Source organism: Cupriavidus sp. NPDC089707, assembly GCF_044748965.1.
GTDB lineage: Bacteria > Pseudomonadota > Gammaproteobacteria > Burkholderiales > Burkholderiaceae > Cupriavidus.
The window spans coordinates 257143-280133 of sequence record NZ_JBIVHB010000003.1 but is presented as its reverse complement, the minus strand read 5'-3'; the positions used below and the strand labels follow the sequence as shown (position 1 = coordinate 280133).

21 protein-coding genes are annotated in these 22991 nt (G+C 66.0%); 11 read left to right on the top strand and 10 right to left on the bottom strand.

The window, feature by feature from the left end:
- Positions 1–19: 19 nt before the first annotated feature.
- Positions 20–229: a hypothetical protein gene (locus ACIP1U_RS07625; RefSeq protein WP_400313835.1), complete on the top strand. Its 210-nt coding sequence runs from the start codon at positions 20–22 to the stop codon at positions 227–229.
- Positions 226–471, top strand: a complete 246-nt coding sequence (locus tag ACIP1U_RS07620; protein ID WP_029046193.1) for a hypothetical protein — start codon at positions 226–228, stop codon at positions 469–471. Before ACIP1U_RS07625 ends, ACIP1U_RS07620 begins: the two co-directional genes overlap by 4 nt.
- A gap of 61 nt (positions 472–532) precedes the next feature.
- Here ACIP1U_RS07620 and fnr read toward each other — a convergent pair whose 3' ends face one another.
- Positions 533–1258 carry a fumarate/nitrate reduction transcriptional regulator Fnr gene (fnr, locus tag ACIP1U_RS07615; protein ID WP_342911982.1) on the bottom strand — a complete coding sequence of 242 codons (726 nt, stop codon included), beginning with the start codon at positions 1256–1258 and terminating at the stop codon, positions 533–535.
- Between the two features lie 77 nt (positions 1259–1335).
- Here fnr and ACIP1U_RS07610 point away from each other — a divergent pair, with 77 nt between their 5' ends.
- The 8 genes from ACIP1U_RS07610 (at position 1336) to truB (ending at position 12120) form a co-directional block, all read left to right on the top strand.
- The gene (locus ACIP1U_RS07610) at positions 1336–2094 is read left to right on the top strand and encodes a sulfite exporter TauE/SafE family protein (protein ID WP_400313430.1); all 759 of its coding nucleotides are present in this window, start codon (positions 1336–1338) and stop codon (positions 2092–2094) included.
- A gap of 557 nt (positions 2095–2651) precedes the next feature.
- On the top strand, positions 2652–3521 hold the full coding sequence (scpB, locus tag ACIP1U_RS07605) for an SMC-Scp complex subunit ScpB (protein ID WP_400313427.1): 870 nt from the start codon (positions 2652–2654) through the stop codon (positions 3519–3521).
- A 5-nt stretch (positions 3522–3526) separates the two neighbouring features.
- Positions 3527–5395, top strand: coding sequence for a 23S rRNA pseudouridine(2605) synthase RluB (rluB, locus tag ACIP1U_RS07600; RefSeq protein ID WP_400313424.1), 1869 nt, complete (start codon positions 3527–3529; stop codon positions 5393–5395).
- Positions 5396–5697: 302 nt separating this feature from the next.
- Positions 5698–6186 carry a ribosome maturation factor RimP gene (rimP, locus tag ACIP1U_RS07595; protein WP_400313422.1) on the top strand — a complete coding sequence of 163 codons (489 nt, stop codon included), beginning with the start codon at positions 5698–5700 and terminating at the stop codon, positions 6184–6186.
- Positions 6183–7658 carry a transcription termination factor NusA gene (gene nusA / locus ACIP1U_RS07590; protein ID WP_400313420.1) on the top strand — a complete coding sequence of 492 codons (1476 nt, stop codon included), beginning with the start codon at positions 6183–6185 and terminating at the stop codon, positions 7656–7658. Before rimP ends, nusA begins: the two co-directional genes overlap by 4 nt.
- Before the next feature lie 92 nt (positions 7659–7750).
- Complete coding sequence (gene infB, locus ACIP1U_RS07585; protein WP_400313417.1) at positions 7751–10642, top strand: translation initiation factor IF-2; 2892 nt, start codon at positions 7751–7753, stop codon at positions 10640–10642.
- A 60-nt stretch (positions 10643–10702) separates the two neighbouring features.
- Complete coding sequence (gene rbfA, locus ACIP1U_RS07580) at positions 10703–11071, top strand: 30S ribosome-binding factor RbfA (protein ID WP_029046201.1); 369 nt, start codon at positions 10703–10705, stop codon at positions 11069–11071.
- 83 nt (positions 11072–11154) lie between these two features.
- On the top strand, positions 11155–12120 hold the full coding sequence (gene truB / locus ACIP1U_RS07575; protein ID WP_400313412.1) for a tRNA pseudouridine(55) synthase TruB: 966 nt from the start codon (positions 11155–11157) through the stop codon (positions 12118–12120).
- Positions 12121–12144: 24 nt separating this feature from the next.
- On the opposite strand, the gene ACIP1U_RS07570 is transcribed toward truB, so the two are convergent.
- The 9 genes from ACIP1U_RS07570 to ACIP1U_RS07530 all read right to left on the bottom strand — a co-directional run bounded on the left by ACIP1U_RS07570 (position 12145) and on the right by ACIP1U_RS07530 (position 21689).
- Entirely contained in the window at positions 12145–13137 is a 993-nt protein-coding gene (locus ACIP1U_RS07570; RefSeq protein WP_400313409.1) for a Bug family tripartite tricarboxylate transporter substrate binding protein, read from the bottom strand.
- A gap of 67 nt (positions 13138–13204) precedes the next feature.
- Entirely contained in the window at positions 13205–13924 is a 720-nt protein-coding gene (locus ACIP1U_RS07565) for an AroM family protein (RefSeq protein ID WP_400313407.1), read from the bottom strand.
- Positions 13921–14844: a DUF1177 domain-containing protein gene (locus tag ACIP1U_RS07560; RefSeq protein WP_400313404.1), complete on the bottom strand. Its 924-nt coding sequence runs from the start codon at positions 14842–14844 to the stop codon at positions 13921–13923. Before ACIP1U_RS07560 ends, ACIP1U_RS07565 begins: the two co-directional genes overlap by 4 nt.
- Before the next feature lie 41 nt (positions 14845–14885).
- Positions 14886–15602 carry a dipeptidase PepE gene (pepE, locus tag ACIP1U_RS07555; RefSeq protein ID WP_400313402.1) on the bottom strand — a complete coding sequence of 239 codons (717 nt, stop codon included), beginning with the start codon at positions 15600–15602 and terminating at the stop codon, positions 14886–14888.
- Between the two features lie 22 nt (positions 15603–15624).
- Entirely contained in the window at positions 15625–16413 is a 789-nt protein-coding gene (locus ACIP1U_RS07550; RefSeq protein ID WP_400313399.1) for an IclR family transcriptional regulator, read from the bottom strand.
- Between the two features lie 170 nt (positions 16414–16583).
- Positions 16584–18191, bottom strand: coding sequence for a DHA2 family efflux MFS transporter permease subunit (locus tag ACIP1U_RS07545; RefSeq protein WP_400313397.1), 1608 nt, complete (start codon positions 18189–18191; stop codon positions 16584–16586).
- Between the two features lie 2 nt (positions 18192–18193).
- A complete protein-coding gene (locus ACIP1U_RS07540; RefSeq protein WP_400313395.1) occupies positions 18194–19507 on the bottom strand; it encodes an HlyD family efflux transporter periplasmic adaptor subunit in 1314 nt (437 codons plus the stop codon).
- 44 nt (positions 19508–19551) lie between these two features.
- Positions 19552–21105 (bottom strand): efflux transporter outer membrane subunit, encoded by a 1554-nt coding sequence (locus tag ACIP1U_RS07535; RefSeq protein WP_400313392.1) that lies wholly within the window; start codon positions 21103–21105, stop codon positions 19552–19554.
- 98 nt (positions 21106–21203) lie between these two features.
- On the bottom strand, positions 21204–21689 hold the full coding sequence (locus ACIP1U_RS07530) for a MarR family winged helix-turn-helix transcriptional regulator (RefSeq protein WP_400313832.1): 486 nt from the start codon (positions 21687–21689) through the stop codon (positions 21204–21206).
- A 211-nt stretch (positions 21690–21900) separates the two neighbouring features.
- Here ACIP1U_RS07530 and ACIP1U_RS07525 point away from each other — a divergent pair.
- Positions 21901–22991: GTP-binding protein (locus ACIP1U_RS07525; protein WP_400313389.1), on the top strand; the 1091-nt coding region annotated here is incomplete at its 3' end.

Below are 22991 nucleotides of genomic sequence, written 5' to 3'. Positions count from 1 at the left end.
CAGAACTCAAGGGGGCATGATGAATCAGCAAGGCAATCCGTGGTGGAAAGAGCCGTGGCCGTGGCTGTTGATGAGCGGCCCGCTGGTCGCGATGGTGGCGTGCGGTGTCACTATCTGGCTTGCGTCGTCGCACCCTGACTTGCCGGTGCAGGGTGCAACGCGCCATGGACTGGTGGTCGAGAAGGCCGGGGTAGCGCAGCCTCAGCCCAGTGCAGCGAGGCAGCCATGAGGTTGCGCTGGCTGATGTGGGTCTTGTGGCCGGGGTTCCTGATGGCGGGCTTTGCCACCGCGACAGTGTTCTCGGTCGTGGATCCCGGTGACCTGAAGTTCTTTGGGCATCCGATCGAGGCGTCGCGCGAATCGATCTATACGATGAGCTTCCTGCTGGCGTGGATCTTCTGCGCACTGTCCAGCGGGTTGACGCTGTACACGATGCCGACGCGGCTCAGTGATACCGACGAGTTGGAGTGAATTGCGATGCCTGCGCCGCCCCGCGCGGCGCAGGCGCAACGCGGCGGGGCGGGGGGAAGGTTCAGCAGCTACGGCTGTAGAGTTGCTTGATGCCGGCGAGATCCACCAGCTTGACGTGGCGCTGGCGAATCTGGATCAGGCCGGCTTCAGCGAAACGCGAGAACAGGCGACTGACGGTTTCCAGTTTCAGGCCAAGGTAGCTGCCGATTTCCTCGCGGCTCATGCGCATCACGAATTCGGTCGACGAGTAGCCGCGCGCCGACAGGCGTTCAGACAGGTTGATCAGGAACGCGGCCAAACGTTCTTCGGCGCGCATCGAGCCGAGTGTCACCAGCATGAGCTGGTCGTGCGTGATTTCCTTGCCCATCAGCCGCAGGAACTGATGCTGCAGCGAAGGCAGGTCTGCAGACAGCGTCTGCAGGTCGCCAAGGCGGACTACGCAGACTTCGGTATCTTCCAGCGCGGTCGCATCCGAGGCATGCTGCATCTCACCGAGGCCGTCGAGGCCGACGATTTCGCCAGGCAGGTGGAAACCGGTAATCTGTGAACGGCCGTCTTCGGTCGTGACATGCGTCTTCAGTGTGCCGAAGCGAATGGCATAAACCGCGGTGAGGGGGTCGCCCATGCGATACAAGGTCTCACCCTTATGGACCCGGATGCGTTCCTGCACCAGCGTGTCCATCTTGGTGAGGTCCTGCTGGGACATGCCAACCGGAAGGCACAGTTGCCCCATCGCGCATGTGGAGCAACGGGGCGACATTTCGGTGATTGGAATGGAGGTGAGCAATTGGAACCTGCAAGAGTGGATGCGAGGGCGCGACCACGACATTTTACCGTGCGATGTGATGAGGCAGGGAGTCAGATTTGCCATTTGGTGTGCTAATTAGCGTCTTTATGCTGGCATTGCTTGGCGGCGTGCACTGCGCAGCAATGTGTGGCGGCATTGCGCTGGCAGTCGAACAGCCACGTGGCGGCATCGTGGCCATGACTTTCGTGCGCAGCCGTGCCGCCTGGGCCGGCGAGTTGCTGGCAATGCACCTGGGCAGGATTTCGACTTATATGCTGCTTGGCGCGCTGCTTGGCGCGATCGGCGCCGGCGCATGGAAGCAGGATTACCTGCCGGTGCAGCGCTGGCTGTTCAGCGCCGGCAGTGCCATGCTGCTGTGGTCGGGCTGGCGCCTGCTGCGCGGCAATGCCTTCACCGTGGCGTGGCTGGAGCGGCTGGCGGTGCGGGTGGGCAGCGGCGTGGCGCGGCAGCTTGGGCGGCTGGGCGGCGGCATGCCCACGTTCGTGCGTGCGCATGGAGGGCTTGCCAGGCGCTACGGCGTTGGCCTGGCCTGGGGGCTGGTGCCATGTGGCATGGTCTACGGGGCGCTGACGCTGGCGCTGCTCGCCGGCAATGCCGGTTCCGGTGCGCTGGTGATGGGCGTGTTCGGGGTCGGCACGCTGCCCAACCTGCTGGTGCTGTCAGGGCTGTCCGGTTACCTGCGCAACCTGTCGCGGCGGCGCGCGGTTCGCGTTGGCGCGGGCGTGGCGGTCATGGCGTTCGGGGCTCTCGGCCTGGCGCGCGCGGCGTTGCTGCCACATTCGCTGGCCGAGCAGGGTTTCTGTCTGGTCTTTTGAGGCGCATGGGTCGCGCGGCGCGACCGATGATGGTTGCGGGCGAGGGCGGGAATGCCATACAATCGCCAGCATTGCGGTATCGCGCGGTGTTTTGTAAGCAGCGGCGAGCCGTGCCAGCGACCTTCCTACCAGAAGGTGCGCCCACGGCGGCGGGAAGTGTTGGTAGTTCGATGCCCGCCCGTCCCTGCGGTCCATCCGGTTCAAAAGATCTGGTTCAAAAGCCCGGCTGGCACTGCGGTGTTGGAGATGCCGGCCTTGCTCCCGATACCCGTTTTTCTTGCGTCCGAGGCGTTCAGTTCGCCAACAGTGGCGTCCGTTGTGCGGACGCGCCACGCAAGAGGTTCGCTGACCGACCCATGGCGGCATGCGAACGATCTCCTGCCGGAGTGACCCGGCAACTCGATGCAAAGAAAGGGAAGTGCACGGCTTGGATGCAGCAGGCATTCGGGTGAGCTGCGCAATGAGATGGCGATGGCATTGGCGTCGCTGTATCCAAAATCTCCGGTGCCCCGGATCCGTCCGGGAGCAGGTGCAAAGACAGGCTGCACACCATCAACATGAATACCCAAGAGGCGAAGATCGTCCTCGAGACGGCGCTGATCTGCGCGCAGGAGCCTTTGCGCGTCAATGATCTGCGACGGTTGTTCGCCGACGACGTCGGCGCGGATACCGTCCGCGTGCTGCTGGAGGAATTGCGCCAGGACTGGCGCCCGCGCGGCGTGGAGCTGGTGTCGCTGGCAAGCGGCTGGCGCTTCCAGAGCCGCCCCGAGATGCGCGAATACCTCGATCGCCTGAATCCGGAAAAGCCGCCGAAATACTCGCGCGCCGTGATGGAGACGCTGGCGATCATCGCTTATCGCCAGCCGGTGACGCGCGGCGATATCGAGGAAATCCGCGGCGTAACGGTCAGCACGGAAGTCATCAAGAAGCTGGAAGACCGCAGCTGGATCGAGGTGATCGGCCACCGCGACGTGCCGGGCCGGCCAGCCCTGTATGCCACCACCAAGGCCTTCCTGGACGATCTCGGGCTGCGCACGCTGGACGAGTTGCCGCCGCTCGAGGATGCCCAGGCGCAAGCGCAGGCAACGCTGCTGGACCAGCAGGCCATCGATTTCGAGGCGCTGGCGGCAAGCAAGCCCGGTAGTGCCGATGAGGAGGCGTTTGCCGAGCCTGCACAAGCCGAGGCATCCGACCCCGGCGAGGCCGTCGCAGCCACGGACGCTGGCCAGGCGTCCACAGACGGCGAAATTGCCAACGGATTCGACCTGCAGCCGCGCCAGCATGGGGCGGAGGCACTGGGCGGAAAAGTCGAACCAACCGAACCTGCCAATCCTGCCGATTCCGATCCGGACGGGGCGCGGGGTGACCTGCCGGAAGACGGCGCCTTGCCGCACCCGAGCGAGCACGACGAGCGCGTGCCGAACTGAACAACATGCAACATCCGATAGTGAATACCTTGTCTGATTCCGTTGAGCAAGACGCCCGCCACGCGGGCGCACCCGCCGACTCCGGCGCCGCAGAACCCGGATCGGGCAGCGAAGCCGCGCCCCGCCGCAAGGGGCTGCGCCGCGGGCTGAGGAACCTGGTGGCGTCGCGCCGCCAGGCCGCGCAGGATCGCGATACCGACCGTGCCGAAGGCGCCGAGGCCGGTACGCCTGGCGACGCCGCGGAAGCGGCGGCGGTCGGCGGGCGCGGTGCCCAGCGTGGCCGCGGCAAGCGCAAGCCCGCTCAGGGCGAGGGCGGCCAGGCGACGCAGGCTCCGGTCGACAAGGCGCACAAGGCTGAAAGGGTCGAGAAAACCGAAAAAGCCGAGAAGGCGGACAAGGGTGAGCAGGCGGGCCGCAAGCGCAAGCCGAACCCGCGCGGCGGCAAGCCCGCCACGCCGGCCGAGGGGCTGGGCGCTGCCGGCCGGCAGCCGCAGGGCCGCCGCAAGGAGGGAGCCAAGCCGCAGGGTCAGCGCAAGGGCCAGGGCGGTGTCGACAAGGCCACGTCCGGCAGCGAGGACCTGTTCCGCTTCGTGATTTCCGAGCAGTACGACAAGGAAGACACGGTGATTCCGCGCACCAAGGCCAAGCCGGTGCGTGAGCTGTCGGCCGAGGACGACGCCCCGAAGCTGCACAAGGTGCTGGCTGAGGGCGGCCTGGGCTCGCGTCGCGAAATGGAAGAGCTGATCCTGCAGGGCCGGGTCTCGGTCAACGGCCTGCCGGCGCATATCGGCCAGCGCATCCTGCCGACCGACCAGGTGCGCGTCAACGGCAAGCTGATCCACCGCAAGGTGTCGACCAAGCCGCCGCGCGTGCTGCTGTACCACAAGCCGGCCGGCGAAATCGTCAGCCAGTCGGACCCCGAAGGCCGTCCGACCGTGTTCGACAGCCTGCCGCGCATCAAGACCGGCAAGTGGGTCGCCGTTGGCCGGCTGGACTTCAACACTGAAGGCCTGCTGATCTTCACCACCTCGGGCGATATCGCCAACCGCTTCATGCATCCGCGCTACGGCGTCGAGCGCGAATACGCGGTGCGCACGCTGGGCGAACTGGCCGAAGCCGACCGCCAGCGCCTGCTGCACGGCATCAAGCTGGACGACGGCGAGGCCAACTTCCTGCGCATCGCGGATGGCGGCGGCGAGGGCGTCAACCAGTGGTACCACGTGGCGCTGACCGAAGGCCGCAACCGCGAAGTGCGGCGCATGTTCGAGGCGGTCGGCCTGACCGTGTCGAGGCTGATCCGCACGCGCTATGGCCAGTTCCTGCTGCCCCGCGGCCTCAAGCGAGGCCGCTGGCAGGAGGTCGAGCCCAATGACGTCAAGGCGCTGATGACCGCGGTCGGCCTGAAGGTGCCGGGAAAGGGCGAGCAATCTGGCAAGGGCGCGACCAAGGTCGGCGGGCGCAAGCAGCGCACCGAAGCGGCGATTGCGGGCATGCCGATGCACACGGGCATGGATGGTCTGCCGCGCTATGAACAGGGCGGAGCACGGGGTGGCAGCCGCGGTGGCCAGCCGGATCCGATGAAGACGTCGATGGGCTACATCAGCCACGGCCCCACGCTGCTGACCTCGCACGCCGCCAACCTTGGCGGTGGTCGCGGCACCGGCGCGCGCCAGGCGCGTGGTGGCGGCGGCGGCGGCGGACTGGGCGGGCAAGGCAAGCCGCAGCGTCGTGGCGGCGGTGAGCCGAATGGCAATGTCATGCCGAAGGCGGCGAAGCCAGGCGGAAACCGCACCCCGCGCGGCGGTGGCGGTGGCGGTGGCGGTGGCGGCAATCGCGGAGGTGGTCGCGGGGGCAGTCGCGGCGGGAATCGCTGAGTGCCTGATGCCGCGCATGGCGGGGTGAAGACCCGCCATGCGCGGCGCGTCATCTGCGAGAATGTCTGGCTTTTGCCTTTTCGACATAATCCGCGTATAATTCAAGTCTATTCAAAAAGCCATCCTCGCCGAGGGTGGGCGAATGATGGGCATTGCGCCCATTTTTTTTTGGTTCGCCCGAATTCGGTCCCGCGCCCCGGCGCGGGCGGGATGGCGGACAGGCAGCACTGCAGCAAGGTCGTCCCGGACGGCAGCGGCGGGTTTGCCTGCCACGGTGTTGATGGCCATTACTCGGGATAACAGTGCATCTGGCAGATTTGATCGAAACCACCCTTAACGGCATGGGGTATGAGCTGGTTGAGCTCGAGCGTGCCCCGGCCGGATTGTTGCGTGTCTATATCGATCAGCCTGAAACCGGCATTGCCATCGAGGATTGTGAAAAGGTGAGCCGCCAGCTCACCCACGTGTTCACGGTCGAGAATGTCGACTACGAACGCCTCGAGGTCTCGTCGCCCGGACTGGACCGGCCGCTGAAGAAGCTGGCCGACTATGTCCGCTTTGCCGGCGCCGAGGCGCGCGTGACGCTGCGCCTGCCGGTCAACGGGCAGAAGAACTTCACGGGCATCCTGCGCGAACCGACCGGCGAGGCGGGCGCGGAGAAGGTTGGCCTGGAGTTCGAGGGCAAGGATGGCCCGGCACTGCTGGAATTTGCCGTATCCGATGTCGACAAGGCGCGCCTGGTGCCGGTATTCGACTTCAAAGGAAATCAAAGAAAAGGGAACAAGCAATGAGCCGCGAAGTTCTGTTGCTCGTCGATGCGCTTGCGCGTGAGAAGAACGTCGACAAGGATGTGGTATTCGGTGCCCTGGAGGCGGCGCTCGCCTCGGCCACCAAGAAGCGTTTCGAAGAAGACGTGGATATCCGGGTCGCGATCGATCGCGAGTCGGGCGAGCATGAAACCTTCCGCCGCTGGCTGGTCGTTCCCGACGAACAGGGCCTGCAGGAGCCGGACAAGCAGATCCTGCTGTTCGAAGCCCGCGATGAGAACCCCAGCCTTGAGCTTGGCGACTACATCGAGCAGCAAATCGAGTCGGTCGAGTTCGGCCGTATCGGCGCGCAGGCGGCCAAGCAGGTGATCCTGCAGCGCATCCGCGATGCCGAGCGCGAGCAGATCCTGAACGACTACCTCGATCGCGGCGAGAAGATCATGACCGGCACGGTCAAGCGCGCCGACAAGAAGGGCCTGATCGTGGAATCCGGCCGCGTGGAAGCGCTGCTGGCCCGCGACCAGATCATCCCGAAGGAAAACCTGCGCACCGGCGACCGTGTGCGCGCCTATATCCTGAACGTGGACCGCGCCGCGCGCGGCCCGCAGATCGAGTTGTCGCGCACCGCCCCTGACTTCCTGATCAAGCTCTTCGAAAACGAAGTGCCTGAAATGGAACAGGGTCTGCTGGAAATCAAGGCCGCCGCGCGTGATCCGGGCGTGCGTGCCAAGATCGCGGTGGTGGCGCATGACAAGCGCATCGACCCGATCGGCACCTGCGTGGGCGTGCGTGGTACGCGCGTGACCGCAGTGCGCAACGAGATCGGCGGCGAGGCCGTGGATATCGTGCTGTGGTCGGAAGACCCGGCGCAGTTTGTGATCGGCGCGCTGGCACCTGCGCAAGTGCAGTCGATCGTGGTCGATGAAGAGAAGCACAGCATGGACGTGGTGGTCGACGAGGAAAACCTCGCCGTCGCCATCGGCCGCAGTGGCCAGAACGTACGCCTGGCGTCCGAACTGACCGGCTGGCAGATCAACATCATGACGCAAGAGGAATCGGCGCAGAAGCAGGCCGAAGAGAGCGATGTCGTGCGCAAGTTGTTCATGTCCAAGCTGGACGTGGATGAGGAAGTTGCCGACATCCTGATCGAGGAAGGCTTCTCCACGCTGGAAGAAGTGGCTTATGTCCCCATCAGTGAAATGATGGAGATCGAGGCCTTTGACGAAGACACCGTCAACGAGCTGCGCAATCGCGCGCGTGATGCGCTCCTGACGATGGAACTGGCCCGGGAAGAAAAGGTGGAAGAGGTGTCGCAGGATCTGCGCTCGCTCGACGGCCTCAACCCGGAACTGATCGGCAAGCTGGCCGAAGGCGATATCCATACGCGTGACGACCTGGCCGAATTGGCCGTGGACGAGCTGGTCGAGATGACCGGTGTCAGCGAGGAAGAAGCCAAGTCGCTGATCATGAAAGCACGGGAACATTGGTTCAACTGAGGGACACGGCCGGGCTGGCCTACAACTGGCCCGGGCGCGCTTTCCACAAACGATTTGTCCCGACGAAGACACCAAGCATTGAAAGGGTTTGAATGGCAAGCACAACAGTTGCCCAACTGGCCGCAGAACTGAGTCGCAGCGCAGCTGCCCTGCTGGAACAATTGCAGGCGGCTGGGGTGGGCAAAGCGACGCCAGAAGACATCATCACGGAATCGGATAAGACCAGTCTGCTGGACTATCTGAAGCGCTCGCACGGCCAGGCCGACGACAGCGCCCGCAAGAAGATTACGCTGACCAAGCGCGAGACCTCGGAGATCCGCCAGTCGGATGGCACCGGCAAGACTCGCACCGTCCAGGTTGAAGTGCGCAAAAAGCGCGTGCTGATCAAGCGCGACGAGGCCCAGCCTGGAGTCCACGCGGACGCCGCCGAAGGGCATGCAGCGGCCGCGGCCGAGGCTGCCGAACAGGCACGCCGCGACGAGGAAGAACGCCATCAGGCCGAACTGCTGGCGCGCCGGGAAGCCGAAGCCAAGGCCGCCCGCGAGGCAGCCGAGCGCGAGGAAGCCGAGCGCCGCGCCCAGCAGGAAGCCCTGGAAGCGGAGCAGCGCCGTCAGGCCGAACTCGCCGCCAAGAAGGTGGAGGAAGAGGCTGCCGCGTCGCGCGCCGTGACCGAGGCCAACGAAGACTCCTCGCGCAAGAAGGCTGAGGACGAGAAGGCTCGCGTCGCCGCTGAACGCGCCGAGGCGCAGAAGGCTGCGGACGAGGCCAAGGCCGCTGCCGACAAGGCCCGCGCCGAGCAGGAAGTCGCTGCGCGCAAGCGCCGCGAGGCTGCCGAAGCCGAGGCTCGTGCGATCCAGCAGATGCTGAACGCACCTCCGCGCGTGCTGAAGGCGCCGTCCGAGCGCAAGGCTGAAGAAAAGAAGGCCGAGCAGACCGGTACGCTGCACAAACCGGTGAAGCCGGCCGGTGCGACCACGGAAGCGAAGAAGGACGACAAGAAGCCGGCCACCACGACCACGACCACGGCAACCGCCGACAAGAAGGGCAAGGTCGTGAAGGCAGGCTGGCAGGACGACAGCAGCCGCAAGAAGGGCAGCGGCCTGAAGACGCGCGGCGATTCGTCGGGCGGCGTGGGCGGCTGGCGCGGTGGCCCGCGTGGCCGTGGCGGCAGGCAGCAGCAGCACGACGACAGCCGCAGCAGCTTCCAGGCGCCGACCGAGCCGGTGGTGCGTGAAGTGCATGTGCCTGAAACCGTCTCCGTGGCCGATCTCGCGCACAAGATGGCGGTGAAGGCGTCCGAGGTCATCAAGCAGATGATGAAGCTCGGCCAGATGGTGACCATCAACCAGGTGCTGGACCAGGAAACCGCCATGATCGTGGTGGAAGAAATGGGCCACAAGGCGTTCGCCGCCAAGCTGGACGATCCGGAAGCGCTGCTGGTGGTGGATGGCGAAGACCACACCGACGCCGAGCTGCTGCCGCGTCCGCCGGTAGTGACCGTGATGGGTCACGTCGACCACGGCAAGACCTCGCTGCTGGACTACATCCGCCGCACCAAGGTTGCCGCGGGCGAAGCCGGCGGCATTACGCAGCATATCGGTGCCTACCATGTGGAAACCGATCGCGGGGTGATCACCTTCCTGGACACTCCGGGTCACGAGGCCTTCACGGCCATGCGTGCCCGCGGTGCCAAGGCAACCGACATCGTGATCCTGGTGGTCGCGGCCGACGACGGCGTCATGCCGCAGACCAAGGAAGCCATTGCGCATGCCAAGGCTGCCGGTGTGCCGATCGTCGTGGCGATCAACAAGATCGACAAGCCCGATGCCAACCCGGACCGCGTGAAGCAGGAACTGGTGGCGGAGCAGGTGGTGCCGGAAGAGTACGGCGGCGATTCGCCGTTCGTGCCGGTTTCCGCCAAGATGGGTACCGGTGTGGAAGACCTGCTCGAGCAAGTGCTCCTGCAAGCCGAAGTGCTGGAACTGAAGGCACCGGTAGATGCCCCGGCCAAGGGCCTGGTGGTGGAAGCCCAGCTGGACAAGGGTAAGGGCCCGATCGCAACCATCCTGGTCAGCAGCGGCACGCTCAAGCGTGGCGATGTGGTCCTGGCTGGCAGCGCCTACGGCCGCGTGCGTGCCATGCTGGACGAGAACGGCAAGACGACCAAGGAAGCCGGTCCGTCGATCCCGGTGGAAATCCAGGGTCTGTCGGAAGTCCCTGCCGCCGGTGAAGAAGTGCTGGTGCTGCCGGACGAGCGCAAGGCACGTGAAATCGCGCTGTTCCGCCAGGGCAAGTTCCGCGACGTGAAGCTGGCCAAGCAACAGGCCGCTAAGCTGGAGAACATGCTCGAGCAGATGGCCGAAGGTGAAGTGCAGACGCTGCCGTTGATCGTCAAGGCCGACGTGCAGGGTTCGCAGGAAGCGCTGGTGCAGTCGCTGCAGAAGCTGTCGACCGCCGAAGTGCGCGTGCAGATCGTGCACGGCGGCGTGGGTGGCATCTCGGAGTCCGACGTCAACCTGGCGACGGCTTCGAAGGCAGTCATCATCGGCTTCAACGTGCGTGCCGATGCTGGTGCGCGCAAGCTGGCCGAGCACAACGGCATCGATATCCGCTACTACAGCATCATTTATGATGCGGTAGACGAGATCAAGGCGGCGATGTCGGGCATGCTGGCGCCGGAGAAGCGCGAAACCACCATCGGCCAGGTCGAGGTGCGCCAGGTGTTCCGCGTGCCGAAGATCGGTGCGGTGGCCGGCTGTATGGTTACGGACGGCCTGGTCAAGCGCAACTCGCTGGTGCGCGTGCTGCGCAACAACCTGGTCATCCACGACGGCGAGCTGGATTCGCTCAAGCGCTTCAAGGACGATGTCAAGGAAGTGAAGCAAGGCTTCGAGTGCGGTCTGTCGATCAAGAACTTCAACGATGTTCAGGAAGGCGACCAGCTCGAGGTGTACGAAATCACAGAGGTGGCGCGTACGCTGTAAGGCGTCGCAAGCAACGGCAGGCTTCGGCCTGCCGTTGTCATCTCGACTAGACGCAATTGAATGGCCAAGAAAGGCAATATCTCCTCCCGCAACCTCCGCATCTCAGACCAGATCCAGAAGGACCTGGCCGAGATGATCCAGCGCGAGCTGCGCGACCCGCGCCTCGGCCTGGTCACGCTGCAGTCGGTCACGCTGACGCCGGACTATGCCCACGCCAAGGTGCACTTCACCGTGCTGGGTGCCGAGCCGGCAACGGCCGAAGCCATCCTGAACGAGAAGGCTGGCTTCCTGCACTCGCTGCTGTACAAGCGCCTGCACATCCATACCGTGCCGACGCTGCGTTTCCTGCACGACACCTCAGTCGAACACGCGATCGAGATGTCCAAGCTGATCAACGAAGCGAACGCCACGCGTTCGAAAGACGACTGAGCCGGTGCCCGTGCCGCCAGGCATGGGCAGCGCGCCGCCAGGCCGCACACCGCGCCGCATCAGCGTCGCTCCTGTTTTCTCCGATGACCGATTCCAACGCCGCCCCTCCGCAGCGTTCGCCGCGCCTGCCGCGCCGCGACGTCCATGGTGTGCTGCTGCTCGACAAGCCGCTTGGCCTGTCGTCCAACGATGCGCTGGTGCGCGCCAAGCGCCTGCTGCGCGCCAGCAAGGCCGGGCATACCGGTACGCTCGACCCGCTGGCCACCGGCTTGCTGCCGCTGTGCTTTGGCGAGGCCACCAAGTTCTCGCAGGATCTGCTGGAAGCCGACAAGACCTATGATGCAGTGGTGCGGCTGGGTGCGCGCTCCAGTACCGGCGACGCCGAGGGCGAGTTGCTCGATATCCGTGAGGTGACCTGCGACCGCGCCGCGGTGGAGCAGGCGCTGGTGCGATTTACCGGCGAGATCGAACAGGTGCCGCCGATGCATTCGGCGCTGAAGAAGGATGGCCGCCCGCTGTACGAATACGCGCGCGCGGGGCAGACGGTCGAGCGCGCCGCGCGCCGTGTCACCATTCATGCGATCGAACTGCTGGATTGCGCGCTGCCCCCGTCGTTCACCACGGCCGCGTTCACCATGCGCGTGACCTGCAGCAAGGGCACCTACATCCGCACGCTGGCCGAGGATATCGGCGAGGCGCTGGGCTGCGGCGCCCACCTGACCGGGCTGCGCCGCATTGCTGTGGGCGACCTGACACTGGACGGAGCGGTGACGCTCGAACAGATCGAGCAGCAGGACGATGCCGCGCGGCCTGGGATGCTGGCCCCGGTCGACGCCTTGCTGCAGAAGAGCCCGCCCGTGATGCTGGACGAAGCCGCTGCTTCGCGTTTCCTGCAGGGGCAGCGCATTGCGCGCCGGGACCTGCCCGAGGGCACCGATGTCGCGGAAGGTGTGCTGGCGCGCGTCTATGCCGGCGAGCCGGCGCGCCTGCTCGGCGTCGCGCGCATGCGCGAGGGGGCATTGCGGCCGGAGCGGCTGGTCAGGCTGTAAGCGCCGCTCCTTGCTGGACGCGGATCAGTCGAGCGTGATTTTCGCTGTCTTGATCACTTCGGCCCACGTCTTGCGGTCCTGCGCCAGGAACCCGGCGAAATGCTCCGGCGTGTCGCCGACCGGCTCGGAGCCGAATTCCGCCATCTTCTTCTTCACTTCCGGATTCGCCAGCGCCTTCACCAGTGCCTGGTTGTAGCGGGCCACGATCGGCTTGGGCAGGTCCTTCGGGCCGAAGATCCCTTGCCAGGTCGGCATATTGAAGTCCTTCAGCCCGCTTTCGGCCAGCGTCGGCACGTCAGGCAACAGCGGCGAGCGCTTGCTGCTGGTGACGGCGATGGCGCGGACCTTGCCCGACTTGGCCAGCGATGCAGCCGTGGTGATGTTGTCGACGGTCATGGCGATGTGGCCGCCCATCAGGTCGGTGATCACTGGCGTGGCGCCCTTGTACGGCGCGTGGACCATGTCGACGCCGAGGCGATGCAACATGGTCTCGGCGATCAGGTGGTTGGACGTGCCGACGCCGGCCGTGCCATAGGTGACCTGTGGCGTCTTTTTCACGTACGCCGTGAAGTCGGCCATCGACTTGACCGGCAGGGCCGGGGTGATGATTACCACGTTGGGCTGCGTCGCCAGCATGGCAATCGGCGTAAAGTCATCCGCCTTGTACGGCGTGCCCTTCGGGTTGAGCACATGCGTCACCGCCATCGCACCGGCCGCGCCCATGCCGATCGTGTAGCCGTCAGCCGCCGCCTTGGCCAGCTTGTCGGCGCCGATATTGCCGCCCGCGCCGGGCACGTTTTCCACCACCACCGGCACGCCGAGGCTTTCGGACAACGGTCCCTGCACCAGCCGCGCCAGCAGGTCGGCTGAACCGCCCGGCGCGAAGCCGACCAGCAAACGCACCGGCTTCGACGGCTTCCACTCCTGCGCATGCGCGCCCGTGGCTGCTACCGCGCCCAGGCTCATGCATACCATGCCGCGCAGCAGCGGCCGCATCCACTTCGATACCTTTTCCATTGTTACTTCCACTCCAGCAATGTCACAGGCAATCTGTCAGCGGGCTTGCCCTTACCCGTAAGCCACATCACAGGCCGTTCCCGTTGCGGCCTTCCAGCACCTGCCCGAGCAGCCTGGCCACCATCCGGTTCGAGAGCAGCACCGGCGCGCCGGCATGGCGCGCGACTTCGGCCCGCATCGCCTCGGTGTAGCCCATGCAGTGCATCACCACCAGGTCGCAGCCGCGCAGCGTTTCACCGGCCTGCGCGAAGCGGCCGGTGCCGCTGTCGGCGACGGTGTCCGTATAAGGCGAGGCATGCGTAATGCGTAGTTCGCAGGACACCGGCTCGATCAGATGAAAGCTGCCGACCTGCCCTTCGAGGGGCAGCACGATGCCGAGCCGCTTGCATCCCTGGGCGAGCGCGACGGTCAGGTGATCCACCACCTGCTGCGGCTCGATCACCAGCGTGCGCATCGGCGGCAGCGCGGTGCCCGTGCATAGCGGCACCAGTGCGTCGAAGCGGCCATCGTCCAGCGATGCCATCAGCCGCGCGAGCATGGCTTCCGCCACCGGCTTGCCCATCACTGCCTGCGAGCCGTCGCGCAGACGGCTGGCAAAGCGGTATTCGCCGTTGGCGGGGGCGAGTGCGGCGATTGCGTCCACGTCGAGATTGTCGAGGATGCCGAATTCCTCCGCCGCCACCGGCAGGCCCAGGTCGGCCAGCATCTGGGGCACGATGTCGGTCCGCGGCGCCTGGCCGATGGTGACGAAGGCCACGCGCGGCAAGCGTCCGGCCGGGGCAGTCATGCCACCATCCCGACGGTCTGCAAGTGCGCCAGCGAGCCGTAGCGCCGCTGCAGTTCCGCCCACTCGTCCACGTCATAGAAGGGGCACTGGCCCTGGCTGAAGAGCTTCGCCACCTCAATGCAGAAGCGCGTGGCCACATCCAGGTCATGGGCGTTGGTCACGCCGGTGGCGCAGCCCGGCACCGTGGTCTGCGCGGTCAGTGCGACGCCGACCACCGGCGCATCGGTGACGATGGCCGGCTGCATGATCGAATTGACGTGCCACAGCCCGTTCTCGTATGGCGTGATGTCCTGTGTGGTCAGCGGCAACACCACCGGCAGTTCGCCGCTGACCCAGCCGATCAGGTCCAGCATGCGTTCGGGCAGGCGCAGCAGCCAGCCCTCCCTGGCGACCGGCGTCAGCGCGACGCCGCGCCGGTTGACGAAGCGGTTGCCTCGCGTGGTGTCGACCGAAAGGATGGCCGCCATTTGCGGATGGACTTCGTGCGACATCATCGTACGCATGGCGAAGGGCGACTTCATCATTGGCACCGGCTGGTGCGGCCGGGTCGCCGCGTGCGGGCAGATGTGCGTGTGGATGCGGACCGGGCCGGCCAGCACGTCGCCGCCGGCGGCCATGTCGGCCAGCTTGAGCGCGGTGGCGACCGCGACGATGGCGCCGTCGGCATCGGACACCAGGCCGGTGACGGCAGGGCGCGCGCCCACGCCGCCGAGGCGGCCGACCACGCCCAGCGCGGGCGCGTCGGGGTTGCGGCCGGGCAGGGTGCAGGCGAGGAAGTCGGTGTAGAGGCCGTTCTCTTCCACGCGCGTCACCGTGACATCGCTGATGCCGCGTGCGCGCAGCAGAGTGGCAACGGCTGCGCCGTCGACGTTGGCTGCGGACAGCAGCTCGATCGATTCAATCACCTGCTTGATGGACATCTTGCTTGGGTTCCTTGCTTGCTTTCCGGTATTGCGATGGATCAGATGGCAGCGGCGCCGGCCGGCACGGACAATGCGCCGGGGGTTACGTCGACGATATCCGGGCCGAGGAACCAGCGTGCGGCATGCCCGCCGGCCATCTCCATGCGATCGTCGGATACGCGCACCCAGTTGCCTTCGGGCAAGCCCAGCACCGGCATCCGCGGCTGCAGCACCGTGAATTCGGCCAGGCGCTGATCGCGCGTTTCGCCGCGGAAGCCCGGCAGCACCACGTTGAAGTAGTGCGGGTTGATCTGGAAGGGCACCAGCGCGAGCGCGTCGAGGCCGCCGGGGTCGGCGACCGGCATGTCGTTGGTGGTGCGGATGGTCGGGCAGGCCACGTTGGTGCCGGCGCTCCAGCCGATATAGCGCGCGGCGCCTGCATGTACCTGGCGCGCGATGACGGGCAGCAGGCCGCGCTCGCGCAGGCATTGCAGCAGTCGGAAGGTGTTGCCGCCACCGATGACGATCAGTTCGGCGGCTTCCACCGCCCGCACGCAGTCAGCGTCGGACAGCCGGTGCGGCGAGTGCGCTTCGATGCCGGCCGGGGCCAGTGCGTCGCGAACCAGCGCTTCGTAGGTGTCCCAGTCGCGCGTGACGCCGGCGAACGGGAGGAAGCAGGCACGGGTGCGCCCGCTGGCCAATTTGCGGATCGCGTCGTGGGCATGGACGAGGTAGCCCGCGTCGCTGGTGGAGTTGCTGAGTAACAGGAGTTCCATGGGATTAAGCTAGCCGGGATTGCTATTGCCCGGCGGTGTCGCCGGGATGGAGCCAGAGCGGATCGCCGATGCGCTGCCCGACCGGTGCCACTGCCTGCACCAGCGTTTCCCGCAGCGCATTGGCCTGGGCCTGGCTGACCTGCATCGCGGTGAACGACAGGCACAGCCCGCGCACATCGCCGGAAAGCGGATCGGCCAGCGTGGTGGCCACCGCGCCGATCCCCGGCATGCCTTCATTCACGGCGATCGCGCTGCGCTCGCGGCTGGCGCTTGCCACGCGCTCGGCCAGTTCGGCCACGGTAGTGGGGCAGCCAGCCGGCGCCTCAGGCAATTTGCGCGCGCCGGCGGTGCCATAGCGTGCGCTGAACTCGGCTTGCGGCAGGCGCGAGAGCAGGACGCGGCCCATCGCGGTGGTGAATGCCGGCCGGCGCGCGCCCGGCGGCGACAGCACTTGCACTGGATTGCTGCCGTTCAGGCGCTGCAGGACCACGGTGTCGGTGCCGTCGAGCATCGACAGGTAGGTGGTAAAGCCGGTGGAGTCCGACAGCGAGGCCAGGATGGCCCGGCATTGCTCGTCTAACGGATGCGCCTGCGTCGCCGCCTGGGCGGCGCGGATCAAGAGCGTCCCGGGGCGGTAGCGCCGCGTCGATGGCTGCAATTCCAGCAGCCGGTAGCGCACCATCTGGGCCAGCAGCCGCGAAGCCGAGCTCTTGGCCAGGCCGAGTTCGTCAATGACGTCGTTGAACGTGATCTCGTGCCGGCCTTGTTCGAACATGGCCAGCACGCTTTCCACGCCTTCAAGAATGCTCAAACCGTCGCTCCGTCTTTCTGAACTTTGTTTGGTTCCGGTTTACGGAACTATGGTTCCGTAAATTGGTTCAGAAATCATAGGGCGGCCGGGGCCGGAATGCAAGGGGTCAGGCGAGGAAACAAAAAAAGGACGCTCGCAAGCGTCCCTTTGTCCATAAGCAGGTGTATGCCTCAGTGCGCCGCCATGGCGTCCGCCGAACCGCCGCCGCCCTTGGCCGGCCGCGTCAGCCAGACAAAGGCGATCAGCACGAAGAACAGCATCCCCGAAATCCAGAAGATATCGTTGGCGCCCAGCATGGCGGCCTGCTGGCTGATATTGCGCTCGATCACGCCTACCGCCTGCATCTGGCTCATGCCCATCTGCATCAGGTGGTTGAGCTGGTCGTGGTAGGCCGGGTTGTACGGGTTCACCTGCTCGACCAGCTGCGCATGATGCAGGGCCGAGCGGTTCTCCCACACCGTGGTCGAGATCGAGGCGCCGATGCCGCCGAAGGTAATCCGCACGAAGTTCGACAAGCCCGATGCCGCCGGGATCTTCTCCGCCGGCTGTCCCGACAGGATGATCGAAGTCAGCGGGATGAAGAACATCGCCATCGCCGCGCCCTGGATCAGCGTCGGCACCATCAGCGTCCAGGTATCGACCTGCGTGGTGAAGCCCGAGCGCATCAGGCTGACGATGCCGAAGGTGATGAACGCGGCCGTTGCGACCCAGCGCGCATCCATCTTCGGCAGGTTGCGCCCAATTACCGGCGACAGCAGGATCGCGAAGATCCCCACCGGCGCCATCACGATGCCGGCATCCGTCGCGGTATAGCCGACGATGGTCTGCAGCCACAGCGGCAAGATCACCAGGTTGCCGAAGAACAGCCCGTACGCTACTGAGATTGCCACCACGCCCGAGCTGAAATTGCGGCCCTTGAACAGGCTGATGTCGACGATCGGATGCTTCTCATAGGTCTCCCACGCCAGGAAGAACAGGAACCCGACAATGGCGACCAGCGTCAGCACCACAATCTCGGTGGAGTGGAACCAGTCCAGCTCTTTGCCCTTGTCGAGCATCAGCTGCATCGACCCCACCCAGATCACCAGCAGCGCCAGGCCGATGCGGTCGATCGGCAGCATCTTGGTCGGCGTCTCGCGGTCCTTGTAGATGGCCCAGGTGGCGTACGCGGTGATGATCCCCACCGGCACGTTGATGTAGAAGATCCACGGCCACGTCATGTTGTCGGAGATCCAGCCGCCCAGCAGCGGGCCCATGATGGGAGCGACCAGCGTGGTCATGCCCCACAGCGCCAGCGCCATGGTGCTCTTCGCGGGCGGATAACTCGACAGCAGCAGCGACTGCGACAGTGGGATCATCGGCCCCGCCACGGCCCCTTGCAGCACCCGGGCCGCCAGCAGCGTTTCCAGGTTGGGCGCGACGCCGCAGAGCCACGACGCCAGCACAAACAGCAGGATCGACGTGATGAACAGCCGCACCGCGCCGAAGCGCGTGGTCAGCCAGCCGGTCAGCGGCACCGAGATCGCATTGGCCACCGCGAACGAGGTAATGACCCAGGTGCCCTGGTTCGGCGCCACGCCGAGGTCGCCCGAGATCGCCGGGATCGACACGTTTGCGATCGACGAGTCGAGCACGTTCATGAACGTGGCCAGCGATAGCGCGATGGTGCCGATCACCAGCTTGCCGCCGGTCAGCGGCTGCGGCTGCTGCGGCGCCAGCGGCGCGGCAGGCCGCGCCGTTGCGCCGCCGGACTGTGCGGCGGTGATGGAGTTGGCCATGATCAGGTGCGGGCAGGCTTGGTGTTGGCACCGCCGGGCGCGTTGGCGGTGTCGGGCCCGATGGCCCCATTGCCTCCGTTGGTTCCCTTGGCGCCTTCGGCCCCGGCGGCAGCAGGCAGGCCGGCGGCGCGGCCGCCGTTGTTGGCTGTGATGATCTGCGCGATCAGCTGGTCGGCGTCCTGTGCCACCTTGTCATAGACATTGGTTTGCATCGGCTTGGCCGGCGCGGCATTGGCCATGGCGGCGCCTTCCTCGCGGCGCACGTCGACCTTCACGGTCATCGACAGGCCCACGCGCAGCGGGTGGTCCTTGAGCTGCTGCGGATCCAGCGCGATACGCACCGGCAGGCGCTGCACCACCTTGATCCAGTTGCCGGTGGCGTTCTGTGCCGGCAGCAGCGAGAAGGCCGAGCCGGTACCGGCCGAGAAGCCCGCGACCTTGCCCTTGTACTCCACCTTGGAGCCGTACACGTCAGCCTCCAGCGTCACCGGCTGGCCGATGCGCATATGGGTGATCTGGACTTCCTTGAAGTTGGCGTCGATCCAGACCTGGTCCAGCGGCACCACCGCCATCAGCGGCGCGCCCGCGGCCACGCGCTGGCCCACCTGCACCGAGCGCTTGGCCACGTAGCCGGTCACCGGCGCCGGCATGGTCGAGCGCGCGAACGACAGGTAGGCCGATCGCAGGTTGGCGGCGGCGCGCTGCACGTTGGGGTGCTTCTCCACTGTGGTCTGGTCGGTCAGCGCCTTGTTCGACGCGAGCTGCTCGCGCGCGGCCAGCAGCGCCGATTCCGCGGCCTTGAGCGCGGCCTGCGCGTGCGCGATCTCTTCATTGGAGACCGCGCCCGAGCCGGCGATGGCCTGGCGGCGGCGCAGGTCTTCGCGGGCTTTCGCGACATCGGCTTCGCGCAGCGCCACGTTGGCGGCGAGCGAGCCGTTGTTGACGTACAGCGTGCGCACCTCGCGCACGGCCTGCGCCAGTTGCGCCTCGGCCTGTTCCAGCGACACCTGGGTATCGGCCCGGTCCAGCTGGATCAGCGGCTGGCCGGCGGTGACGAGCTGGGTGTCGTCGGCGGCGATCGACACCACGGTGCCGCCGACCAGTGGGGTCACCTGCACCACGTTGCCGGCGACGTAGGCATCGTCGGTGGTTTCGAAGTGGCGGGCGTACATGCCCCAGTACACGCCGTAGCCGATGCCGGCGACGACGGTCGCCGCGGTCAGCGACACCAGCATGCGCTTGCGCTTGCCGTTGCTGTTGGGGGCCGGGGCTTGCTGGGGATTGCTGGTGCCGGCCGCTTGCTGGTTATTGCTCATGATGTTCTCTGGTGATTCTTGTCTGCAATCACGGGGTGCGCGGATCAGCCGCGGGCGCCCGCCTGGGTCTTGTCCTGTTGCTGCGCGGTGCCGGCCTGGCTGTGGCCTGCGTGGCTCTCTTCTTCGGCAGGCTCCTGATAGCCGCCGCCGAGCGCCTTCATCAGGCCCATCTGCAAGTCAAGCCGGCGTGCCTGCAAGTCGGTCGCGAGCCGGCGCTGCTGCAGCACGTTGCTTTCCGCGTTGAGCACGGTCAGCTGCGTGCCCAGGCCCGCCTTGTAGCGCGTAGTGGCCAGCGCATAGGCGTGCTCGGCCAGGTCCAGTGCTTCGCGCTGGGTCTGGATCTGCTTGTCGACGCTGCGGATGCTGGTCATGGTGTCGGCGGTTTCGCGCAACGCATCGACCAGCGCCTGGTTGTAGTTGGCTACGGCGATGTCGTAGCCGGCGTACTTGCCCTTCAGGTTGGCGCGCAGCTTGCCGCCTTCAAAGATCGGCAGGCGGACGGTGGGGCCGATGCCGAAGGTGCGGCTTATGCCCATCAGCAAGTTGGATGGGTCCAGTGCTGCCAGGCCGGCAAATGCTGTCAGGCTGACGTCGGGCAGGAATTCCTTCTTGGCGACGCTGATATCCTTCGATGCCGCTTCGACGCGCCAGCGCGCCGCCACCAGGTCGGGGCGGCGGCCAAGCAGGCCGATGGTCAGGTCGTCTGGCAGGGTGGGGGTGGCCTGGGCCAGCAACACCGGGGGCTGGATCTGCAGGCCGCGGTCCGGGCCCTTGCCCAGCAGCGCGGCGAGCTGGTTGCGGGCCAGCGCGATCTCTTCGTCGACGCGCTGCAGGTCGGTCTGCGATGCGGCCACGGTGCCGCGCGCCTGCGTGGTCTCGACCTGCGTGTCGAGGCCGGCGGCCAGCCGCTGGCGCGACAGTTCGGTCAGGTCGCGGCGCTGCGCGATGGCGCGCTCGGCGACGTCGCGCTGGGCATACAGTGCGGCCAGGCGGGCGTAGTTGCGCGCGATCGAGGTCGCCAGGATCAGGCGCGAGGCCTGGCTTTCCGCCTCGGCGGCGCGGTCGTCCGACAGCGCGGCTTCGAGCGCGTCGCGGTTCTTGCCCCAGAAGTCGAAGTCATACGACAGGCCAACCTGCAGCCGCGACTGGTTCTGCCACGAGCCGGCCAGCGGCGTGCCTTCGAACAGGTCCTTCTCGGAGAAGCGCTGGCGGATCAGGCTGCCTTCGAACTCCAGGTGCGGGTAGAGCGCGCTGCGCGTCGCCTCAGCCATGGCGCGCGACGCTTCCACGCGGGCAAAGGCCGCCTGCAGGCTGGGATTGTCCTTGACGGCCTCGTCGACCAGTGCGCTCAGCTGCGGGTCCTTGAACTGGTCTACCCAGTCCTGCGTGGGCCACTGGCCGTGTTCGCCGGGCAGGGTTTGCGAGGTGGCCATCGCGGCCGGGTCGGCCATGGTCTGCGTGCTGTGCGAGTTGCCGAGCGCAGCGCAGCCGGCCAGCACTGCCGCGGCCACGGCGGTCAATGCCAGCGTGCCCGCGCGGCGTACCAGCTCGCGCGGGCGCGGCGACAGGGGGGCTTGTGAAGAGAGGGCTTGTTTCATGTTCTTGCTACGTGTCCGGAGCCATGCTTTGTGACGGGTGGTACGGTGTGTCCGGCGTGCCGGACGATCTGCCTTGCCGGATTCCGGCCGGCGCGCCGCTACCCGCTGTAGTTATCGATGACCCGGCGCAGCATGCTCTTCAGCAACTGGAGTTCGTCCGCGGAAAATCCCCTGAAGTGCTGCGAAAGTACTTTGCAGAAAATGGTCGGCAGGCGATCTGCCAGGGCCTGGCCCTGTTCGGTGAGCAACAGGTTGACCACGCGGCGGTCATCGTCGCGGCGCTGGCGTTCGATCAGGCCGCGTTTTTCCATGCGGCTGAGCAGGCGCGTGACCGAACCCATGTCTGTATTCAGTTCACGGCCCAAGTCTGTGACGGTGGCGGCACGCCCGGTGGCGATCATGATCAGGCAGCTGGCCTGCGCATGTGTGATGTCCAGGCTGCTGACCTCTTGTTCGACGCTATGTGCCAGCGTGTTTTTCGCACGTTGCAGCAGGTAGCCGACGCTGTCGCACATCTGGTACTTGGCGGGATCGAACAGCGCGGCATCTGTTTCCGACGGCCCGGGGATCAGGTCCTTTGACATCTTTGCCTTTGCAATCTTTGCTGAGGCAAATATATGTTCGTGTTTAAGGATGCGCAAGAACGGAAATTCGTTATTTCGTTTTTGGAAATAATATTTGCTAGCGGAGTGACGGTTGAGGTCAACGCATCTTGCGCCGCAACATGCTAGAATGTTGGGTTACCTCAGATTCTCCGACCCTCCTTGCGAGAGTCGCTTTTAGCGAGACGCAGCAATGACCCGCGCCATCCGAAACATCGCCATCATCGCCCACGTCGATCATGGCAAGACCACCCTGGTCGACCAGCTCCTGCGCCAGGCAGGCACCTTCCGCGACAACCAGCAAGTCGCCGAGCGGGTGATGGACTCGAACGACCTGGAAAAGGAACGCGGGATCACGATTCTCGCGAAGAACTGTGCCGTCGAATACAACGGCACCCATATCAACATCGTCGACACCCCGGGCCACGCCGACTTCGGCGGTGAAGTGGAGCGCGTGCTGTCGATGGTCGACGGCGTGCTGCTGCTGGTCGACGCCGTGGAAGGCCCGATGCCCCAGACCCGCTTCGTCACGCGCAAGGCGCTGGCGCTGGGCCTGAAGCCGATCGTGGTGGTCAACAAGATCGACCGCCCGGGCGCGCGCCCGGATTGGGTGATCAACCAGACCTTCGACCTGTTCGACAAGCTGGGCGCCACCGACGAGCAGCTGGACTTCCCGGTGATCTACGCCTCGGGCCTGAACGGCTTTGCCGGCCTGACCGAAGACGTGCGCGACGGCGACATGAAGCCGCTGTTCGAAACGGTGCTGGACAAGGTGCCGGTGCGTGACGACGATCGGGACGGTCCCCTGCAGCTGCAGATCATTTCGCTGGACTACTCCAGCTACGTCGGCAAGATCGGCGTGGGCCGCATCTCGCGTGGCCGCGCCCGTCCGCTGCAGGACGTGGTGGTCAAGTTCGGCCCGGAAGGCAACCCGATCAAGGGCCGCATCAACCAGGTGCTGAAGTTCCAGGGCCTGGAGCGCGAGATCGTATCCGAGGCCGAAGCCGGCGACATCGTGCTGATCAACGGCATCGAAGAACTGGGTATCGGCTGCACCGTGTGCGCGCCGGACGCCCAGGACGCACTGCCGATGCTGAAGGTGGACGAGCCGACGCTGACCATGAACTTCTGTGTCAACACCTCGCCGCTGGCCGGCCGTGAAGGCAAGTTCGTGACCAGCCGCCAGTTGCGCGAGCGCCTGGACCGCGAACTGAAGTCGAACGTGGCGCAGCGCGTGGCCGATACCGGCGACGACACCATCTTCGAAGAGTCACGCCGCGGCGA

Excerpts from the sequence above, each read along its gene's own strand:
- ACIP1U_RS07625 (WP_400313835.1), top strand. The coding sequence starts at position 20 with ATGAATCAGCAAGGCAATCCGTGGTGGAAAGAGCCGTGGCCGTGGCTG.
- ACIP1U_RS07620 (WP_029046193.1), top strand. The coding sequence starts at position 226 with ATGAGGTTGCGCTGGCTGATGTGGGTCTTGTGGCCGGGGTTCCTGATG.
- scpB (WP_400313427.1), top strand. The coding sequence starts at position 2,652 with ATGAATACCCAAGAGGCGAAGATCGTCCTCGAGACGGCGCTGATCTGC.
- rluB (WP_400313424.1), top strand. The coding sequence starts at position 3,527 with ATGCAACATCCGATAGTGAATACCTTGTCTGATTCCGTTGAGCAAGAC.
- nusA (WP_400313420.1), top strand. The coding sequence starts at position 6,183 with ATGAGCCGCGAAGTTCTGTTGCTCGTCGATGCGCTTGCGCGTGAGAAG.
- infB (WP_400313417.1), top strand. The coding sequence starts at position 7,751 with ATGGCAAGCACAACAGTTGCCCAACTGGCCGCAGAACTGAGTCGCAGC.
- rbfA (WP_029046201.1), top strand. The coding sequence starts at position 10,703 with ATGGCCAAGAAAGGCAATATCTCCTCCCGCAACCTCCGCATCTCAGAC.
- truB (WP_400313412.1), top strand. The coding sequence starts at position 11,155 with ATGACCGATTCCAACGCCGCCCCTCCGCAGCGTTCGCCGCGCCTGCCG.
- ACIP1U_RS07570 (WP_400313409.1), bottom strand. The coding sequence starts at position 13,137 with ATGGAAAAGGTATCGAAGTGGATGCGGCCGCTGCTGCGCGGCATGGTA.
- ACIP1U_RS07565 (WP_400313407.1), bottom strand. The coding sequence starts at position 13,924 with ATGACTGCCCCGGCCGGACGCTTGCCGCGCGTGGCCTTCGTCACCATC.
- ACIP1U_RS07560 (WP_400313404.1), bottom strand. The coding sequence starts at position 14,844 with ATGTCCATCAAGCAGGTGATTGAATCGATCGAGCTGCTGTCCGCAGCC.
- pepE (WP_400313402.1), bottom strand. The coding sequence starts at position 15,602 with ATGGAACTCCTGTTACTCAGCAACTCCACCAGCGACGCGGGCTACCTC.
- ACIP1U_RS07545 (WP_400313397.1), bottom strand. The coding sequence starts at position 18,191 with ATGGCCAACTCCATCACCGCCGCACAGTCCGGCGGCGCAACGGCGCGG.
- ACIP1U_RS07540 (WP_400313395.1), bottom strand. The coding sequence starts at position 19,507 with ATGAGCAATAACCAGCAAGCGGCCGGCACCAGCAATCCCCAGCAAGCC.
- ACIP1U_RS07535 (WP_400313392.1), bottom strand. The coding sequence starts at position 21,105 with ATGAAACAAGCCCTCTCTTCACAAGCCCCCCTGTCGCCGCGCCCGCGC.
- ACIP1U_RS07530 (WP_400313832.1), bottom strand. The coding sequence starts at position 21,689 with ATGTCAAAGGACCTGATCCCCGGGCCGTCGGAAACAGATGCCGCGCTG.